We start from the raw sequence: 15,888 nt of genomic DNA, 5'->3' as shown, positions 1-15,888 counted from the left end.
ACGCGGACACTGTGCGCCTCGACCGCCGCGACGTCAACCAGGCCGTCCCACACAGTGGACTCGTGTCGTCCATGTCATGGGACGGGGACGGGCACCGGGTCGTCCGGCAGGGCGGGGTCGAAGGCGTCGACGAGCGCCGGCAGGGCGGCGCTGGGGACGGGCCGGCCGATCAGCCAGCCCTGGAGGAACCGGCAGCCCAGTGCGGTGAGGACGGCCATCTGCTCGCGGGTCTCCACCCCCTCGGCGACGACGTCCATGCCGAGCGTGCGGCCGAGGTCGACGACGCTGCCGACCAGCGCCGCGCCGCGGGGGTCGGTGTCGATGCCGGACACGAAGCCGCGGTCCATCTTCAGCACCTGCACGGGCAGCCGGGCGAGGTAGGCCAGCGACGAGTAGCCCTTGCCGAAGTCGTCGAGGGAGACGATGCAGCCCAGCGCGGACAGCTCGGCGAGCTCGGCGAGCAGCCGCTCGTCGTCGTCCATGAGGACGCTCTCGGTGACCTCGACCATCAGCAGGTGCGCGGGCAGGCCCGAGCGCTGCAGCGCGCGGGTGACGTCCTCGACCAGGCAGCGGGCCTGCAGGTGGCGCACGGAGATGTTGACGCCGAGCTTGAGGTCGCGGCCCTGCGCGACGAGGCGGGCGTGCTCGGCGGTCGCCGCCTGCAGCACCCACCGCTGCAGCGGCACGATCAGCCCGTCGTCCTCGGCGAGGCCGATGAACTCCTCCGGCGGCACGGGGCCGAGCACCGGGTGGTCCCAGCGCACCAGGGCCTCGACGCCCAGGACGCGGCGCTCCTCCACCCCGGCCACCGGCTGGTAGACCACCCGCAGCTGACCCCGCTCGATGGCGGCGGGCAGGTCGCGGGCCAGCCGGCTGCGCCGGGCGGACTCCTCCACCAGCGCCTCCCCCGAGGCCCGGACGCCGTTCTTGCCCTGCGCCTTGACCGTGCGCAGCGCGAGGTCGGCCTCGCGGACGGTCGCCGAGGCGTCGGCGCCGGCGACCACCTCGGTGACGCCGACGCTCGCCGAGGTCCGCAGCACCGGGCCGGCGCCCTCCGGGTCGCCGGGGGCGGCGTAGCGCTGGGTGCGGTCCAGCCGCGCGACCAGCCGCTCGGCCAGGGCCAGCGCCTCGTCGGGGCCGGCGTCGACGACGAGGGCGAACTCGTCGCCGCCCAGCCGGGCGACCAGGTCCCCGGCGCGGGCCGCGGCGCGCAGGGAGTCGGCCACCTCGCACAGCAGCCGGTCCCCCGCGTCGTGCCCGGCGACGTCGTTGACCGCCTTGAAGCCGTCGAGGTCGAGCAGCAGCACGCAGGAGCGCCGGCCGCGGGAGGCCTGGGTCAGGGCGCCGTCGAGGGCGGCCATGAAGCGGGCGCGGTTGGGCAGCCCGGTGAGCGAGTCGGTGTAGGCCAGCCGCTCGAGCTCGCGCTGCCCGGCGCGGCGCTCGGTGACGTCGCGCAGGTGCAGCACCAGCCCGTCGCCGGACCGGCGGCCCGCGGCGGGCGCGGCGCCGGACACCTCGACGTCGCGCCAGGTGCCGTCGGCGGCGCGCAGCCGGCCGGTGGCCGGCAGGCCGTCGGGCGTGCCGTCCCGCAGAGCGGCGGAGACGCGGTCGACCAGGTCCCGGTCCCCCGGGTGCAGCAGGCCGACCAGCACCTGGCCGACCAGGTCCTCCTCCGCGACGCCGAGCCGCTCGGCGACCGGGCCGGTGGCGGAGGTGACGCGGCCCGGGCCGTCGAGGACCAGCGTGACGGCGTCACCGCTGTGCACCAGCGCGCGGAACCAGCCCTCGGTCCGCTCCAGGCGGCGGGTCAGGGCCGCGGCGTCCAGGGCCCAGAACAGCGTCCGCGCCGAGGTGAGCAGCACGAGGACGACGGTGGCGGCGGCCTCGGCCGCGGGCAGCGGGCGGCCGGCGACGGCGCCGCCGGCGACCGCGAGCAGCGCGGCGGTGGCCGCGCCGTGGGCGAGCACGCCCCCGCGCAGGGGCAGCGTGCGGCGGCCGGCGTCGGCGGCGGCGTGCGCGCCGGCGTCGGCGGCGGCGTGCGCGCCGGCGTCGGCGGCGGCGTGCGCGCCGGCGTCGGCCCGGGCCGCACGCAGGCCGGCGGCGAGCATGGCCAGCCAGCCGAGCACGACGACCACGTCCCAGCCCGGGGCGGTGCCGGCCGAGGTGCGGCCGAGCGCGCCGCCGACCGCGACCAGCGCCATGGCGACGAAGGCGGCGAGCAGCCAGCCGGCGGCGCGGCGGCGGCCCTCGGGGACGGCGGTGAGGGTGACCAGGCCGATGCCGCACAGGAGCGCCCCGACCAGCGGGTAGCCGGCCGCGACCAGGCCGCTGCCCGGCCCGGAGGTCCGGGCGACGAGGTCGCCGAGCAGCACGCAGCCGAGCAGGGCCACGGCGACGGTGACGACCACGCCGTCGAGCAGCACCCGCGTGCCGAGCCGCCGGCGCGACCGCGGCGGCAGCAGCAGGACGGCCGCCGAGACGGCGACCGGGACGCCGAGCAGCGTCGGGAGGTCCTCGACGCCACCGGCGGCGAGGTCGCGACCGGGCCCGGCGAGAGCCAGTGCCTGGCCGAGGGCGAGCAGCGCGCCGGCGGCGGACAGCGCCCGCCAGGGCCGGCCGGCGCGGCCCGGCAGCCGGGCGGCGTCGCGGGCGAGCACCACGGCCGAGGTGGCGGACGCCGCCCCGAGCAGGGCGGGCACCAGCCAGGCGTCCGCACCGGTGAGCAGGCCGGCGACGGCGACGGCGCCGAGGACCGCCAGCAGGACCTGGACCGCCGGGGCGGCGCGGTCAGCCACGGCGGCCGGCCCGGACGGTGGAGGGCTCGCCCGGCGCCGGGACCGGGTCGGCCGACGAGCCGACCCGCCCCGGCCACAGCAGGCCGGCGCCGCCGCGCAGCAGGTCCACGAGGTCGGCCAGCGGCAGCGGGCGGGACAGCAGGAAGCCCTGCGCCTGGTCGACGCCCAGGCCGCGCAGCACGCCGAGCTGGGCCGGCGTCTCGACGCCCTCGGCGACGACCTGCAGCCCCAGGGACCGGCCGACGGTCACGACCGCCTCGCACAGCGCGCGGCTCTGCCGGTCGCGGTCGACGCGGGAGACGAAGGACCGGTCGAGCTTGAGCACGTCGACCGGGAGGCGGGTGAGCAGGCCCAGCGACGACGAGCCGGTGCCGAAGTCGTCCAAGGCCACGTGCACGCCCATGAGCCGCAGCGCCTCGGCGTCGACGGCCACCGAGTCGCCCTCGGCCAGCACGGTCGACTCGGTGACCTCCAGGACCAGCCGCTCGGGCGCCAGGCCGGAGGCGGACAGCGCCCCGGCGACGTCGTCGACGAGGGTGCGCTCGGCCACGTGCGCGGCGGAGACGTTCATGCCGATCCGCAGGGGCCCGCCGTCGCCGGCCGGCAGCACGGCGGCGGCCGCGGTGATCTCCCGCAGCGCCCAGCGCTGCAACTCGCCGACGACCCCGGCCCGCTCGGCGATCGGGACGAACTCCCGCGGGGAGACCTCCCCCAGCTCCGGGTGCCGCCAGCGCAGCAGCGCCTCGACGCCGGAGACCCGCTTGTCGGCCATCGACACCACCGGCTGGAACGCCAGCCACAGCTCCCCGCGGCCGGCGGCGCCGGGCAGGTCCGCGCGCAGCCGGTCGCGGCGGGCGGCGGCCGCGCCGAGCGCCGGGGTCCAGCACGTGGCGCGCGCCGAGCGGGAGGCCCGGGCGGCCGCGACCGCGAGCTCGGCGCGGGCGCCGACCTCGGCGACGCCGGTCCCCGGCTCGACGACGACCACGCCGACGGCGGCGGTGAGGTCGAAGACGCCGGCGGCGGTGGTCACCGGCTGCTCGAGCACGGCCAGGCAGCGGTCGGCGAGCAGCGCGGCGGTGTCGCCGTCGCCCTCGGCCAGGACCGCGAAGGTGCCGCCGACCAGGCGGGCGACGACCTCGTCGCCGCGCACGGCGGCGCGCAGCCGCCGGCCCAGCTCGACGAGGACGGCGGCGACGGCGTCGCGGCCGGCGTGCTCGCGGACCTCGTCCAGGCCGGCGACCTCGACGAGCAGGACCGCGGACCCGGCGCGGGTGGTCGCGGGCTGCAGGGCCGCGTCCCAGCCGGCCCGGTTGGGCAGGCCGGTGAGCGCGTCGGTGAACGCGAGCTCCTCCAGCGCCCGCTCGCGGGCCACCCGCTCGGTCACGTCGCGGCAGTGCAGCACCACCGAGGCGACCGCGGGGTCGGTGCGCAGGTCGGAGACGCTGGCCTCGAGACAGCGCCGCGCGCCGCCCGCGTCGCGGACGTGCAGCGTCACCAGCCCGTCGGTGCCGGTGTCGGCACCGGTGTCGAGGACCCGGCGCAGCGCGGCGGCGTCCGCGGGCTCCAGGGTCCCGGGCCGGCCGGCGGCGCCGGAGAGCACGTCGCGGCCGACGAGCTGCTCCGGCGTGGCGCCGACCAGCGCGGCCATCGCCGGCGAGACCCAGCCGACGCGCAGCCGGGCGTCGAGGACGAGGACGGCGTCGCGGCCGGAGTGCAGCAGGTTGCGGAAGTAGGCCTCGTCGCGGCGCAGCCGGGCGCCGCGCTGGTGGTCCTCGCGGGCGGTGACCCAGCGGTGCGCAGCCGCCAGGCCCACGCAGGTCAGCGCCCCGGCGAGGGTGAGCACGGTCGGCCGGGTGCCCAGCGCCAGCGGCACGACGACGAGCGCGACCACGGCCACCAGCGCCAGGTGCGGCAGCACCGAGCGCAGCAGGTCGGTGCGGCCGTCGGCCGCCCGGCGGGGGACGTCCGGGCCGGTGCCCGGGTCGAGCAGGCGGGCGAGCACCAGCAGCGCCAGGCCGACGACGACGGCCACGCGGGTGGCCGGGACGACGTCGTGCGCGCCGAGCAGCGCCGCGGAGGTGGCGGTGCCGCGCGCGGCGCAGAGCAGGACGAGGCCGCCGAGCAGCACCGCGGCCATGCGCCGGCGGTGCGCCTCGACCGCCCCGAGGACGGTGAGGCCGGCGGCCATGGTGGCGGCCGCGGCCACGACCGCGGCGCCGAGGACGAGCTGGGCGCCCAGGGACAGCGCGGTCCAGCTGTTGCCCGGGCCGACCAGCAGGAACTGCATGACGGCGAGCGCGGCGACGCCGAAGAGGGCGAGCTCGAGCGTCGTCCGCCGGCAGGTGCGCCGCAGGCTGGACCGCTCGACCATGCCGAGCACGGCCACGACCACGAGGACGTAGCCGGGGACGGTGGGCAGCCAGCGCAGCACCACCGCGGACAGCACGGTCCCCGGCCGGGCCGCGGTGGTGAGGACCAGGCCGAGGGCGGGGAACAGCGCCGCGACGGCAAGCACCCGCCACGGCGGGGCGGAGGGGTCACCGGGCCGGCTCAGCGCCAGCAGCGCGAGCGCTGTGAGCAGCCCGGCCAGGCCGGTGACGGCGTCGGAGACCGGGTCCAGCGCGGGCACGGCGACCGCCAGGGCGCACGCCGCTGCGGCCGGCACGGCGCACGCCAGCAGCCACCTGATCCGCCTGTCCACACCGGGGGTGTCGGCAGCGGTGCTCCCCGGGGACAGGCCCCGGGGAGCACCCTCACCCCATCGGGGTGCCCGCGGCTAGCTGCAGATCGCGCCGTTGGCCGCGGAGCCGACCAGCTTGGCGTACTTGCCGAGGACGCCGGTGGTGTAGCGCGGGGGCAGCGGCGCCCAGTCCGCGCGGCGGCGGGCCAGCTCGTCGTCGTCGACCAGCAGGTCCAGCGTGCGGGTGGTGAGGTCCAGCCGGACCGGGTCGCCGTCGCGGACCAGCGCGATCGGGCCGCCCTCGGTGGCCTCCGGCGCGACGTGGCCGATGCACAGGCCGGTGGTGCCACCGGAGAACCGGCCGTCGGTGAGCAGCAGGACGTCCTTGCCCAGGCCCGCGCCCTTGATCGCGCCGGTGACGGCGAGCATCTCGCGCATGCCCGGGCCGCCCTTGGGCCCCTCGTAGCGGATGACGACGACGTCACCGGCCTGCAGCGTGCCCTCGGTGACCGCGTCCATGGCGCCCTGCTCGCCGTCGAAGACCCGCGCGGTGCCCTCGAAGACGTCGCGGTCGAAGCCGGCCGACTTCACCACGGCACCCTCCGGCGCCAGCGAGCCGTGCAGGATCGTCAGGCCGCCGGTCCGGTGGATGGGCTGCGCCATCGCGTGGATGATCGCGCCGTCGGGGTCCGGCGGGGCGATCTCGGCGAGGTTCTCGGCCATCGTCTTCCCGGTCACGGTGAGCGTGTCGCCGTGCAGCAGGCCGGCGTCGAGCAGCGCGCGCAGCACGACCGGGACGCCGCCGATGCGGTCGATGTCGGTCATGACGTACCGGCCGAAGGGCTTGACGTCGGCCAGGTGCGGCGTGCGGTCGCCGATCCGGTTGAAGTCGTCGAGGGTGAGCTCGACCTGCGCCTCGTGCGCGATGGCCATGAGGTGCAGGACCGCGTTGGTGGAGCCGCCCAGCGCCATGACCACGGTGATCGCGTTCTCGAACGCCTGCTTGGTCATGATCTGCCGCGCGGTGATGCCCTTGCGCAGCAGGTCCACCACGGCCTCGCCGGAGGCGACGGCGAACGCGTCGCGGCGGCTGTCGGGCGCCGGCGGGGCGGCGCTGCCGGGCAGGCTCATGCCCAGCGCCTCGGCGACGCTGGCCATGGTGTTGGCGGTGTACATGCCGCCGCAGGAGCCCATGCCGGGGCAGGCGGCCCGCTCGACGGCGGCCAGCTCGTCCTGGGTGATCAGCCCGCGGGCGCAGGCGCCGACGGCCTCGAAGACGTCGATGATCGTCAGGTCGTCGCGGTCGCCGAGCTTCCCCGGCAGCGTCGAGCCCGAGTAGAGGAAGACGCTGGCGAGGTCCAGCCGGGCGGCGGCCATGAGCATGCCGGGCAGGGACTTGTCGCAGCCGGCCAGCAGCACCGAGCCGTCGAGCCGCTCGGCGAACATCACCGTCTCCACGGAGTCGGCGATGACCTCGCGGCTGACCAGCGAGGCGCGCATGCCCTCGTGGCCCATGGAGATGCCGTCGGAGACCGAGATGGTGCCGAACTCCAGCGGGAACCCTCCGGCGGCGTGCACGCCCTCCTTGGCCCGCTTGGCCAGCCGGTCCAGCGAGAGGTTGCACGGGGTGATCTCGTTCCACGAGGAGGCCACGCCGATCTGCGGCTTGTCCCAGTCGTCGTCGCCCATGCCGACGGCGCGCAGCATCGCCCGGGCCGGGGCCCTGGTGATGCCGTCGGTCACCTCGCGACTGCGCGGCTTGACGTCGGCGGTGGTGCGGGGGTCGTCCACGGTCGTCACGCCGCGAGCGTAGGCGCGGTCCCGGGGCGCTCCCAGACGCCGTCGATACTGGTACCGACACCACCACCCGGGAGCCGCCGTGTCCGCCACCGCCCGCCGGGAGCTCGGCGAGTTCCTCCGCTCGCGCCGCTCCCAGGTCGACCCGCGCGACACCGGCCTGCCCGTGGGCGGCCCCCGGCGCACGCCGGGGCTGCGCAGGGAGGAGGTCGCGCTGCTGTCCGGGGTGAGCTCCACCTGGTACACGTGGCTGGAGCAGGGCCGCGACATCCGCCCGTCCCGCCAGGTGGTCGACGCGCTCGCCCGCACGCTGCGCATGACGCCGGCCGAGCACGGCTACGTGCTGCGGCTGACCGGCCACGGCGGCGCCGCCCCCGGCGACCCCGACGGCGGGATGCCCGGCCACGTGCAGCGCCTGCTGGACGCGCTGGGCCCCTCCCCCGCCTACGCGATCACCGCCGACTGGTGGATCGCCGGGTGGAACCGCGCCTACGAGCGCTTCTACCCCGGGGTGGCCGCCGCCCCCGCGGACCGGCGCAACCTGCTGGAGCTGGTGTTCACCGACCCGGCGGTGCGGGCGCTGCTGGCGGACTGGGCCGGGGACAGCCGGCGGTTCCTCACCCAGTTCCGCGCCGAGGTGGGCCCGCGGCTGGCCGACCCGGCGGTCGTCGACCTCGTCGCCCGGCTCGAGGCGGCCAGCCCGGAGTTCCGCGCCGGGTGGGCCAGCCACGACGTCGACCGGTTCAGCTCCGCCGAGCGCCGCTTCGAGCACCCCGAGGTGGGCAGCCTGCTGCTCGAGCACCACCAGCTCACGCCCGCCGACGCCCCCGGGCTTCAGCTGGTCGTCTACACCGCGGCCGAGGGCAGCGAGAGCGCCGGGCGGCTGCGCGCGCTCGCGGGCTAGGCGGCCGGCGGCGCGGGGACGTCGAAGCGGCCGCCGGACCACCCCGCCAGCCGCGGCAGGTCGCGGGCGCGCAGGACCGGCAGCCGCACCTCCCCGCCGCCGGTGGTGACCAGCACCAGCCGGGCGTTGCGGCCCACGCGGATGCCGGCGAGGTCGTCCCAGGGCACCCGGCGCTGCCCGAGCAGCCCGCGCGTGGTGATCGCCTCCTCGTCGACGTCGACGCCCACCCGCAGCACCCAGACCGCCGCCAGCAGCGGCAGCAGGAGGACCAGCGCGGCCCACGGCGAGGCGGCGGCGAAGGGCAGCACGCAGACGGCGAGGAAGACGACGGGGAGCAGCGCGACCCGGCTCAGCCGCATGCGCGCGAGGGTTGCCACGTCCCCATGATCCCGCGCCGCCGGACCACCATCCCGGGGTCCGGCGTCAGTAGTCGCCGACGAGGTCGGTCAGGGGCTCCCCGGCCAGCACCCGGCGCAGCTGCGCGAGGACGGCGGCCTCCGCGCGGGCGGCGGTCTGCGGCACCGCCCCGCCCACGTGCGGGGTGAGCAGCAGTCCCGGCGCCGACCACAGCGGGTGCCCCTCGGGCAGCGGCTCGGGCTCGGTGACGTCGAGCGCGGCGCGCAGCCGGCCCGCGGTCAGCTCGGCCACCAGCGCGTCGGTGTCGACGACGACCCCGCGCGCGGCGTTGACCAGCAGCGCCCCGTCCTTCATCGCGGCGAGGAACTCCGCGTCGACCAGGCCGGTGGTCTCCGGGGTCACCGGCACGACGAGGACGACGACGTCGGCGCGGGGCAGCAGCCTCGGCAGCTCGTCGGTGCCGTGGACGCCGTCGCGGGCGCTGCGCGCGACGTAGGTCAGCTCGACGTCGAAGCCGGACATCATGGCGCCGACCCGGCGGCCGATGTCCCCGGCGCCGACGACGAGCACCCGCGCGCCGACCAGCGAGGAGAACGTGCCCGGGCTCCACCGGCCGGCGTCCTGCGCGCGGACCAGGTCGGGCAGGCCGCGCTGGGCGGCCAGCGTCGCGGCCAGCACCCACTCGGCGGTCGACGGCGTGTGCGCGCCGCGGGCGTTGCACAGCACGACGCCCTCGGGCAGCCGGCCGACGAAGCGCTCGGCGCCGGCGCTGAGCAGCTGGACCAGCCGCAGCCGCGGGGTCGCGGCGAGCAGGGCGTCGTCCGGGCCGCCACCGCTGCGCGGCACCCACACCTGCGCCTGCCCGGCCTCCTCCGGCGGCGGCCCGTCGGGGTCGGCGCGGACGGCGCGCACGCGCGGGGACAGCGCCTCCACCGCCGCGACCATCGCCCGCGAGGGCACCAGGACGGTCAGGGTCTCGTCGGGGCCGACGACGTCGGTGCCGCGGATCTCGGGAGCCACGGCCCCCGACCCTAGGAGGCGCCGGCGGCGACCTCCGGGCCGGGAACCGCCTGCGGCGCGAGGCCCTGGGCGGTGGCGATCCGCGCGTCCTCGGGCCGGACCACCGACAGCTGGGTGGACTCCGGGGGCAGCACCGTCTGGAACAGCCAGTCGGCCGCGACCCGCACCCGGTTGGCCATCGCCGGCATCGCGTAGAGGTGGTAGCCGCGGGTGACGACCTTGGCCAGCGGCCCGGTCAGCGGCACCCCCAGCGGCCGGGCCACGGCGTCCCAGCCGCCGAGGTCGGCGACCAGGCCGAGGTCGCGGTGCCGGTACCGGCGGGGCCGGCCGACGCCGAGGCTGGCGGCGACGTTGCGGCCGAGGACGGCGCCCTGCCGCTGGGCGTGCTGCGCCGTCGGCGGGGTGTCCGGCAGCTCGCCGTCCTGCTCCCCGGCGGCGAGGTCGGGGACGGCGGCCGCGTCGCCCGCGGCCCACACGCCGGCCACGCCCGGGACGGCGAGGTCGGGGTCGACGGCGAGCCGGCCCCGCCGCAGCGGCAGCCCCAGCCGGCCGACCAGGGGGTGCGCGACGACCCCGGCGCCCCACACCAGCGTGCGGGTCGGGATCGTCTCGCCGTCGGTGAGGACGACGGCGTCCTCGTCGGCGGTGACCACCGAGGTGCGGAGCCGGACGTCGACCCCGCGGCGGGCGAGCACGTCCAGCGCGCGGCGGCCGAGCTCGGGGCCCAGCTCCGGCAGCACCGCGGGCGCGAGGTCGACGAGCACCCACCGCACCTCGGCGGCGCGGGTGCGGTCCCACCGGCTCTCGATCCGGCGCAGCCAGCGCTGGGTCTGGGCGACCACCTCGGTGCCGGTGTAGCCCGCTCCGACGGCGACCACGGTGAGCCGCGCGGCGCGCTCGGCCCGGCCGGCCGGGGTGTCGGGCAGGGCGTCGGCGAGGTCGAGCTGCTCGAGCAGGTGGTCGCGGAGGAACACCGCCTCGACCAGGGTCTTCAGCGCCCGGCCGTGCTCGGGGACGCCGGGGACGGGCACCTGGCGGGTCACCGCGCCGGGCGTGAGCAGGAGCCGGTCCCACGACATCGCCGTCGGGGTCCCGTGCGCGGGCCGCAGCGTGAGCGAGCGCGCGGCCAGGTCCACGTCCTCGACCCGGCCCAGCACCAGGCGCACCCGGGGCAGCAGCCGCCGCAGGGAGACCGCGATGTGCCGCGCCTCGACCACGCCGGTGGCCACCTCGGGCAACAGCGGGCTGTAGAGCAGGTAGTCCGTCGGCGTGACCAGGACCAGGTCGGCGGCGTCCGGCGGGAGCAGCCGCTGCAGCTTGCGCAGGGCGGTGAGCCCGGCGAAGCCGCCGCCGACCGTGACCACCCGCGGCCGCCCGCCGCCGTCTCCCGCGATCCGCATGCCGGCCTCCGCTGCTCGCCCGGGTGAGGTCGGCAACCTACCGGGGACCGGCACCGCTCCGGGGCGCTGCGCGCGTGCCGGACGGCGCCCGGCGTGCGGCTGCCGGCGGCGTCCCGCCCGTACTGTGGAGCGGGTGAGGCGGCAGGGGGGACGGCGCGGCGCCGCGGCGGGCTGCGCGGTCGCGCTGGCGCTCGTACTCACCGGGTGCGGCGAGGACGGCTACGAGCCGGCCGGGCCGTTCCGGCCGCTGCCCGAGGGGGCGCCGCCCGAGGTCGGGCCGCCCACCGAGTCCTCCCCCGCGCCCTCGCCCGGCGACCCGGCCGACCCCGGCTCCGGCTCCACCGCCGGCGACCCGAACGTCGTCGCCACCGACCTGGTCGTGCCCACCGGGCTGGTCGTGCTGCCCGACGGCAGCGCCGTCGTGGGCGAGCGCGAGACCGGCCGGCTGCTGCACGTCTTCCCCGACCGCTCGCCGGCGCAGGAGCTCATGGTCCTGCCCGGCGTCGACACCGGCGGCGACGGCGGGCTGCTCGGCCTGGCGCTGTCCCCCACGTTCGACGAGGACGGGCTGTTCTACGCCTACGTCTCGACGACCACCGACAACCGCGTCGTCCGCTTCCCGCTCGGCGGCACCCCGAACCCGGTGCTCACCGGCATCCCCCGCGGCGAGGTGCACAACGGCGGCGGGCTCGCCTTCGCCCCCGACGGCACCCTGTTCGTCGGCACCGGCGACACCGGCAACCCCGCGCTGGCGCAGGACCCGGCCTCCCTCGGCGGCAAGGTGCTGCACGTCGACGTGTTCGGCCAGCCCGCGACCGCCTCGGGCCCGGTCCACAGCCGGGGCTTCTCCGACGTCACGGCGGTCTGCCCGTCCGGCGACGAGGCGGGCACGCTCTACGCCGTCGACGAGTCCACCGCCGGGCCCGACGAGCTCAACGAGCTGGTGGAGGGCAGCGACCACGGCTGGCCGGCCGCGGGCCCCGGGACGATCGCGCCGCTGTTCGAGGTCGGCAACGCCGAGGGCGGCCTGGGCGGCTGCACCGCCGCGGGGACCACGGTGTTCCTCGGCGCGCTCGACGGCCAGCGGGTGCACGTCGTGCAGCTCGACGGCGACGGCGGGATCAGCGAGGACCCGACCGAGCTCATCAGCGGGAGCTACGGCCGGCTGCGCACCGTCGTCCTCGACAGCGAGGGCGGGCTGTGGGTGACCACGTCCAACCGGGACGGCATCGGCGCCCCCGCCGAGGACGACGACAAGGTGCTGCGGATCCTGCCGCCGTCGTCGACCGGCTCCTCCCCGGTCTGACCGGGCACTTCCGCGGATCTGCACGGCGCAGATCCGCGGAAGCGCACGCAGGTCAGCTGCCGAGGACGCGCTCCTCGAGCATCCGCCGCACGGTCGGGGCGTCGGCCTGGCCGCGGGTGGCCTTCATGACCTGCCCGACCAGCGCGCCGAGCGCCTGGACCTTGCCCGAGCGCACCTTGTCCACGACGTCGGGGGCGCCGGCGATCGCGGCCTCGACGGCGGCGACGAGCTCGTCGGACTCCCCCATCACCGCCAGGCCGCGGGCCTCGACGACGGCGCGCGGGTCGCCCTCGCCGGCCAGGACGCCGTCGAGCGCCTGCCGGGCCAGCTTGTCGTTGACCGTGCCCTCGGCGACCAGCGTCGTCAGCTCGGCGACCTGGGCGGGGGTGACGGCGAGGTCGGCGAGCTCGACGCCGGCGTCGTTGGCCCGGCGGGCGAGCTCGCCCAGCCACCACTTGCGGGCGTCGGCCGGCGTGGCCCCGGCGGCGACGGTCTGCTCGACCAGCCCGAGCGCCCCGGCGTTGACCAGCCAGGTCATCTCGGTGGCCGACAGCCCCCACTCCTCCTGCAGCCGGCGGCGGCGGGCGGCGGGCAGCTCGGGCAGCCCGGCGGCCAGCTTCTCCACCCACTCGGCGTCGGGCGCGAGCGGCACCAGGTCGGGCTCGGGGAAGTACCGGTAGTCGGTCGCCTCCTCCTTGCTGCGGCCCGGCGAGGTGCTGCCGGTGTCCTCGTGGAAGTGCCGGGTCTCCTGCAGCACCCGCCCGCCGGCGTCGAGGACGGCGGCCTGCCGGCGCATCTCGTAGCGCACCGCCCGCTCCACCGACCGCAGCGAGTTGACGTTCTTGGTCTCGGTGCGGGTGCCCCACTCCAGGCTGCCGATCGGCGCCAGCGAGGTGTTCACGTCGCAGCGCAGGCTGCCCTGCTCCATCCGCACGTCCGAGGCGCCGAGGGTCTGGATGATCTCGCGCAGCTCGGTGACGTAGGCGCGGGCGACCTCGGGGGCCTTGGCGCCGGCGCCGGCCACCGGGCGGGTGACGATCTCGACCAGCGGGATGCCGGCGCGGTTGAAGTCGACCAGGGAGTGGTCGGCGCCGTGGATGCGGCCGGTGGCGCCGCCGACGTGCAGGTTCTTGCCGGTGTCCTCCTCGAGGTGCACCCGCTCGATCTCCACGCGGTAGGTCTCGCCGTCCACCTCGACGTCGAGGTGCCCGGCGGTGCACAGCGGCTCGTCGTACTGGCTGGTCTGGAAGCCCTTCGGGATGTCCGGGTAGAAGTAGTTCTTCCGGGCGAAGCGCGACCAGGACGCGATCCGGCAGCCCAGGGCCAGGCCGATCCGGATGGTCGACTCGACAGCCGCGGCGTTGGCCACCGGCAGCGAGCCGGGCAGGCCGAGGCAGACCGGGCAGGTCTGGGTGTTGGGCTCGGCGCCGAACGTCGTCGAGCAGCCGCAGAACATCTTCGACTCGGTGCCCAGCTCGACGTGGGTCTCCAGGCCGATCACCGGCTCGTACCGGGTGAGGACGTCGTCGAAGTCGACGAGGGACTCGGTCACGGGGTGGGCCCTCCCTTCGGGGTGGTGCTGCGGCCGGTGACCCAGGCACCGAGGCCGGTCAGCACGCCCAGGACGATGAAGACGGCGAAGACGGCCCGGCCGGTGGTCAGCCACAGCACCAGTCCGGCGAGGATGACGAACGCGGTCAGGCCCCACGCGGCCTTGAGCGCGCCGTTCACGCGGCACGCTCCGGGAGCCGGTCGGCGAGCGGCGCGCCCTGGGCGGCCTCGACGGCGGCGGCGACGCGGTAGCAGCGGTCGTCGGACAGCGCCGGCGCCATCACCTGCAGGCCGACCGGCAGCCCCTCGGACAGCCCGCACGGCACCGAGATGGCCGGGACGCCGGCCAGGCTCGCGGGCAGCGTGCACAGGTCGGCCGCGTACATGGCCAGCGGGTCGTCGACGCGGGCGCCCAGCGGCCAGGCCACCGTCGGGCTGGTCGGGCTGACCAGCACGTCGACGCCGCCGTCGAAGGCGGCGGAGAAGTCGCGGGTGATCAGCGAGCGGACCTTCTGCGCCTGGCCGTAGTAGGCGTCGTAGTAGCCCGCCGACAGCGCGTAGGTGCCGAGGATGATCCGGCGCTTGACCTCGGCGCCGAAGCCCTGCTCGCGGGTGAGCGCCATGACCTCGTCGATGTCGCGGGTGCCGTCGTCGCCGACCCGGATGCCGAACCGCATGCCCTCGAACCGGGCCAGGTTCGACGACGCCTCGCTCGGCGCGATCAGGTAGTACGCCGGCAGCGCCAGCCCGAACGAGGGGCAGGACACCTCGCGCACCTCGGCGCCGGCCGCCTCCAGCAGCGCGACCGCCTCGGCGAACCGCTCGAGCACGCCGGCGTCGTAGCCCTCGCGCGCGCCCTCGCCGCCCAGCTCCCGGACGACGCCGACCCGCAGGCCGGACAGGTCGCCGCCGGCGCCGCGGCGGGCCGCCTCGACGACGGTGGGCACCGGGGCGTCGATGCTCGTGGAGTCGCGCGGGTCGTGGCCGCCGATCGCCTCGTGCAGCAGGGCGGCGTCCATGACCGTGCGGGCCATCGGGCCGGCCTGGTCCAGGCTCGAGGAGAACGCGATCAGGCCGTAGCGCGACACCGAGCCGTAGGTGGGCTTGTGGCCGACCAGGCCGGTGACCGCGGCGGGCTGGCGGATCGAGCCGCCGGTGTCGGTGCCGAGCGCGAAGGGGGCGAGCCGGCCGGCGACCGCGGCGCTGGAGCCGCCCGACGAGCCGCCGGGGATGCGGTCGCGGTCCCACGGGTTGCGGGTGACCCGGTACGCGGAGTTCTCGGTGGACGAGCCCATCGCGAACTCGTCCATGTTGGTCTTGCCGAGCAGCACCGTGCCGGCCTCGTGCAGCCGGGTGGCGACGGTGGCCGAGTACGGCGGGCGCCAGCCCTCGAGGATGCGCGAGCCGCTGGTGGTGGGCACGCCCTCGGTGACGAAGACGTCCTTGAGGGCCACCGGGATGCCGGCCAGGCCGGTGCCGGCGGTGCCCGAGGCGTCGATCTCGCCGGCCCGCTGCAGCGCGGCCTCGGCGTCGACGTGCAGGTAGGCGCCGAGGTCGCCGTCCTCGGCGGCGATCCGGTCGAGGTGGGCGCGGGTGACCTCGACGGCGGAGGTCTCGCCGGCGGCGAGCGCGCTCTGCAGCGCGGTGACCGGCAGCGCGGTGAGGTCGCTCACTCCTCCTCCCCCAGGATGCGCGGCACGCGGAAGCGGCCGTCCTCGGCGGCGGGCGCGCCGGCCAGGACGGCGTCGCGCGGCAGGCACGGGGTGGCGACGTCGTCGCGCAGCACGTTGGTCAGCGGGACGGCGTGGGTCATCGGGGCGACGTCCTCGACGTCGGCGCGCTGCACCTGGGCCACCGCGTCGAGGACCGCGCCCAGCTGGCCGGCGAAGCGGTCGAGCTCCTCGTCGGTGACGGCCAGCCGGGCCAGTCGCGCGAGGTGCGCGATGTCCTGACGGCCGAGGGCGGGTGACGCTCCGCGGTCGGGCGTGGTCGGGCTCATGCTCGGGGAGGACTCCTGTCGTCGGCGCCGGCCGGCGCCAGGGACGCAACCCGTTCACTGTACGTGGGGCGGGTCGGGC

Annotated in this window: 12 protein-coding genes; 2 read left to right on the top strand and 10 right to left on the bottom strand. The window is 77.3% G+C overall.

The window, feature by feature from the left end:
* Window positions 1–74: 74 nt before the first annotated feature.
* The 3 genes from ACI8AR_RS08705 to ilvD all read right to left on the bottom strand — a co-directional run bounded on the left by ACI8AR_RS08705 (window position 75) and on the right by ilvD (window position 7,275).
* Window positions 75–2,795, bottom strand: a complete 2,721-nt coding sequence (locus tag ACI8AR_RS08705) for a putative bifunctional diguanylate cyclase/phosphodiesterase (protein WP_457050665.1) — start codon at window positions 2,793–2,795, stop codon at window positions 75–77.
* Window positions 2,788–5,496, bottom strand: a complete 2,709-nt coding sequence (locus ACI8AR_RS08700) for a putative bifunctional diguanylate cyclase/phosphodiesterase (protein ID WP_457050664.1) — start codon at window positions 5,494–5,496, stop codon at window positions 2,788–2,790. The genes ACI8AR_RS08705 and ACI8AR_RS08700 overlap by 8 nt, the downstream gene beginning before the upstream one ends.
* 75 nt (window positions 5,497–5,571) lie before the next feature.
* Window positions 5,572–7,275 (bottom strand): dihydroxy-acid dehydratase, encoded by a 1,704-nt coding sequence (ilvD, locus tag ACI8AR_RS08695; protein ID WP_457050663.1) that lies wholly within the window; start codon window positions 7,273–7,275, stop codon window positions 5,572–5,574.
* A gap of 79 nt (window positions 7,276–7,354) precedes the next feature.
* On the opposite strand from ilvD, the gene ACI8AR_RS08690 reads away from it, so the two are divergent.
* A complete protein-coding gene (locus tag ACI8AR_RS08690; RefSeq protein ID WP_457050662.1) occupies window positions 7,355–8,176 on the top strand; it encodes a helix-turn-helix transcriptional regulator in 822 nt (273 codons plus the stop codon).
* On the opposite strand, the gene ACI8AR_RS08685 is transcribed toward ACI8AR_RS08690, so the two are convergent.
* From ACI8AR_RS08685 to ACI8AR_RS08675, 3 genes are read right to left on the bottom strand one after another with little or no spacing between them, the layout of a single operon-like run.
* Window positions 8,173–8,553, bottom strand: a complete 381-nt coding sequence (locus tag ACI8AR_RS08685; protein WP_457050661.1) for a PH domain-containing protein — start codon at window positions 8,551–8,553, stop codon at window positions 8,173–8,175. The genes ACI8AR_RS08690 and ACI8AR_RS08685 overlap by 4 nt on opposite strands.
* A gap of 46 nt (window positions 8,554–8,599) precedes the next feature.
* On the bottom strand, window positions 8,600–9,553 hold the full coding sequence (locus ACI8AR_RS08680; RefSeq protein WP_457050660.1) for a 2-hydroxyacid dehydrogenase: 954 nt from the start codon (window positions 9,551–9,553) through the stop codon (window positions 8,600–8,602).
* 11 nt (window positions 9,554–9,564) lie between these two features.
* A complete protein-coding gene (locus ACI8AR_RS08675) occupies window positions 9,565–10,953 on the bottom strand; it encodes an NAD(P)/FAD-dependent oxidoreductase (RefSeq protein WP_457050659.1) in 1,389 nt (462 codons plus the stop codon).
* 133 nt (window positions 10,954–11,086) lie between these two features.
* Here ACI8AR_RS08675 and ACI8AR_RS08670 point away from each other — a divergent pair, with 133 nt between their 5' ends.
* Window positions 11,087–12,259, top strand: coding sequence for a PQQ-dependent sugar dehydrogenase (locus tag ACI8AR_RS08670; RefSeq protein ID WP_457050658.1), 1,173 nt, complete (start codon window positions 11,087–11,089; stop codon window positions 12,257–12,259).
* A gap of 52 nt (window positions 12,260–12,311) precedes the next feature.
* Here ACI8AR_RS08670 and gatB read toward each other — a convergent pair whose 3' ends face one another.
* Genes gatB through gatC form a run of 4 tightly spaced genes read right to left on the bottom strand, consistent with a single transcriptional unit; the run spans window position 12,312 to window position 15,809 of the window.
* Window positions 12,312–13,811 (bottom strand): Asp-tRNA(Asn)/Glu-tRNA(Gln) amidotransferase subunit GatB, encoded by a 1,500-nt coding sequence (gene gatB, locus ACI8AR_RS08665; protein WP_457050657.1) that lies wholly within the window; start codon window positions 13,809–13,811, stop codon window positions 12,312–12,314.
* The gene (locus ACI8AR_RS08660; RefSeq protein WP_456929163.1) at window positions 13,808–13,990 is read right to left on the bottom strand and encodes a hypothetical protein; all 183 of its coding nucleotides are present in this window, start codon (window positions 13,988–13,990) and stop codon (window positions 13,808–13,810) included. Before ACI8AR_RS08660 ends, gatB begins: the two co-directional genes overlap by 4 nt.
* Complete coding sequence (gene gatA / locus ACI8AR_RS08655; protein WP_457050656.1) at window positions 13,987–15,483, bottom strand: Asp-tRNA(Asn)/Glu-tRNA(Gln) amidotransferase subunit GatA; 1,497 nt, start codon at window positions 15,481–15,483, stop codon at window positions 13,987–13,989. Before gatA ends, ACI8AR_RS08660 begins: the two co-directional genes overlap by 4 nt.
* Window positions 15,480–15,809 carry an Asp-tRNA(Asn)/Glu-tRNA(Gln) amidotransferase subunit GatC gene (gatC, locus tag ACI8AR_RS08650; RefSeq protein ID WP_387992616.1) on the bottom strand — a complete coding sequence of 110 codons (330 nt, stop codon included), beginning with the start codon at window positions 15,807–15,809 and terminating at the stop codon, window positions 15,480–15,482. Before gatC ends, gatA begins: the two co-directional genes overlap by 4 nt.
* Between the last annotated feature and the right edge of the window lie 79 nt (window positions 15,810–15,888).

This window comes from Geodermatophilus sp. SYSU D01036 (assembly GCF_054050435.1).
This window is presented reverse-complemented; position numbering and strand designations above follow the sequence as displayed.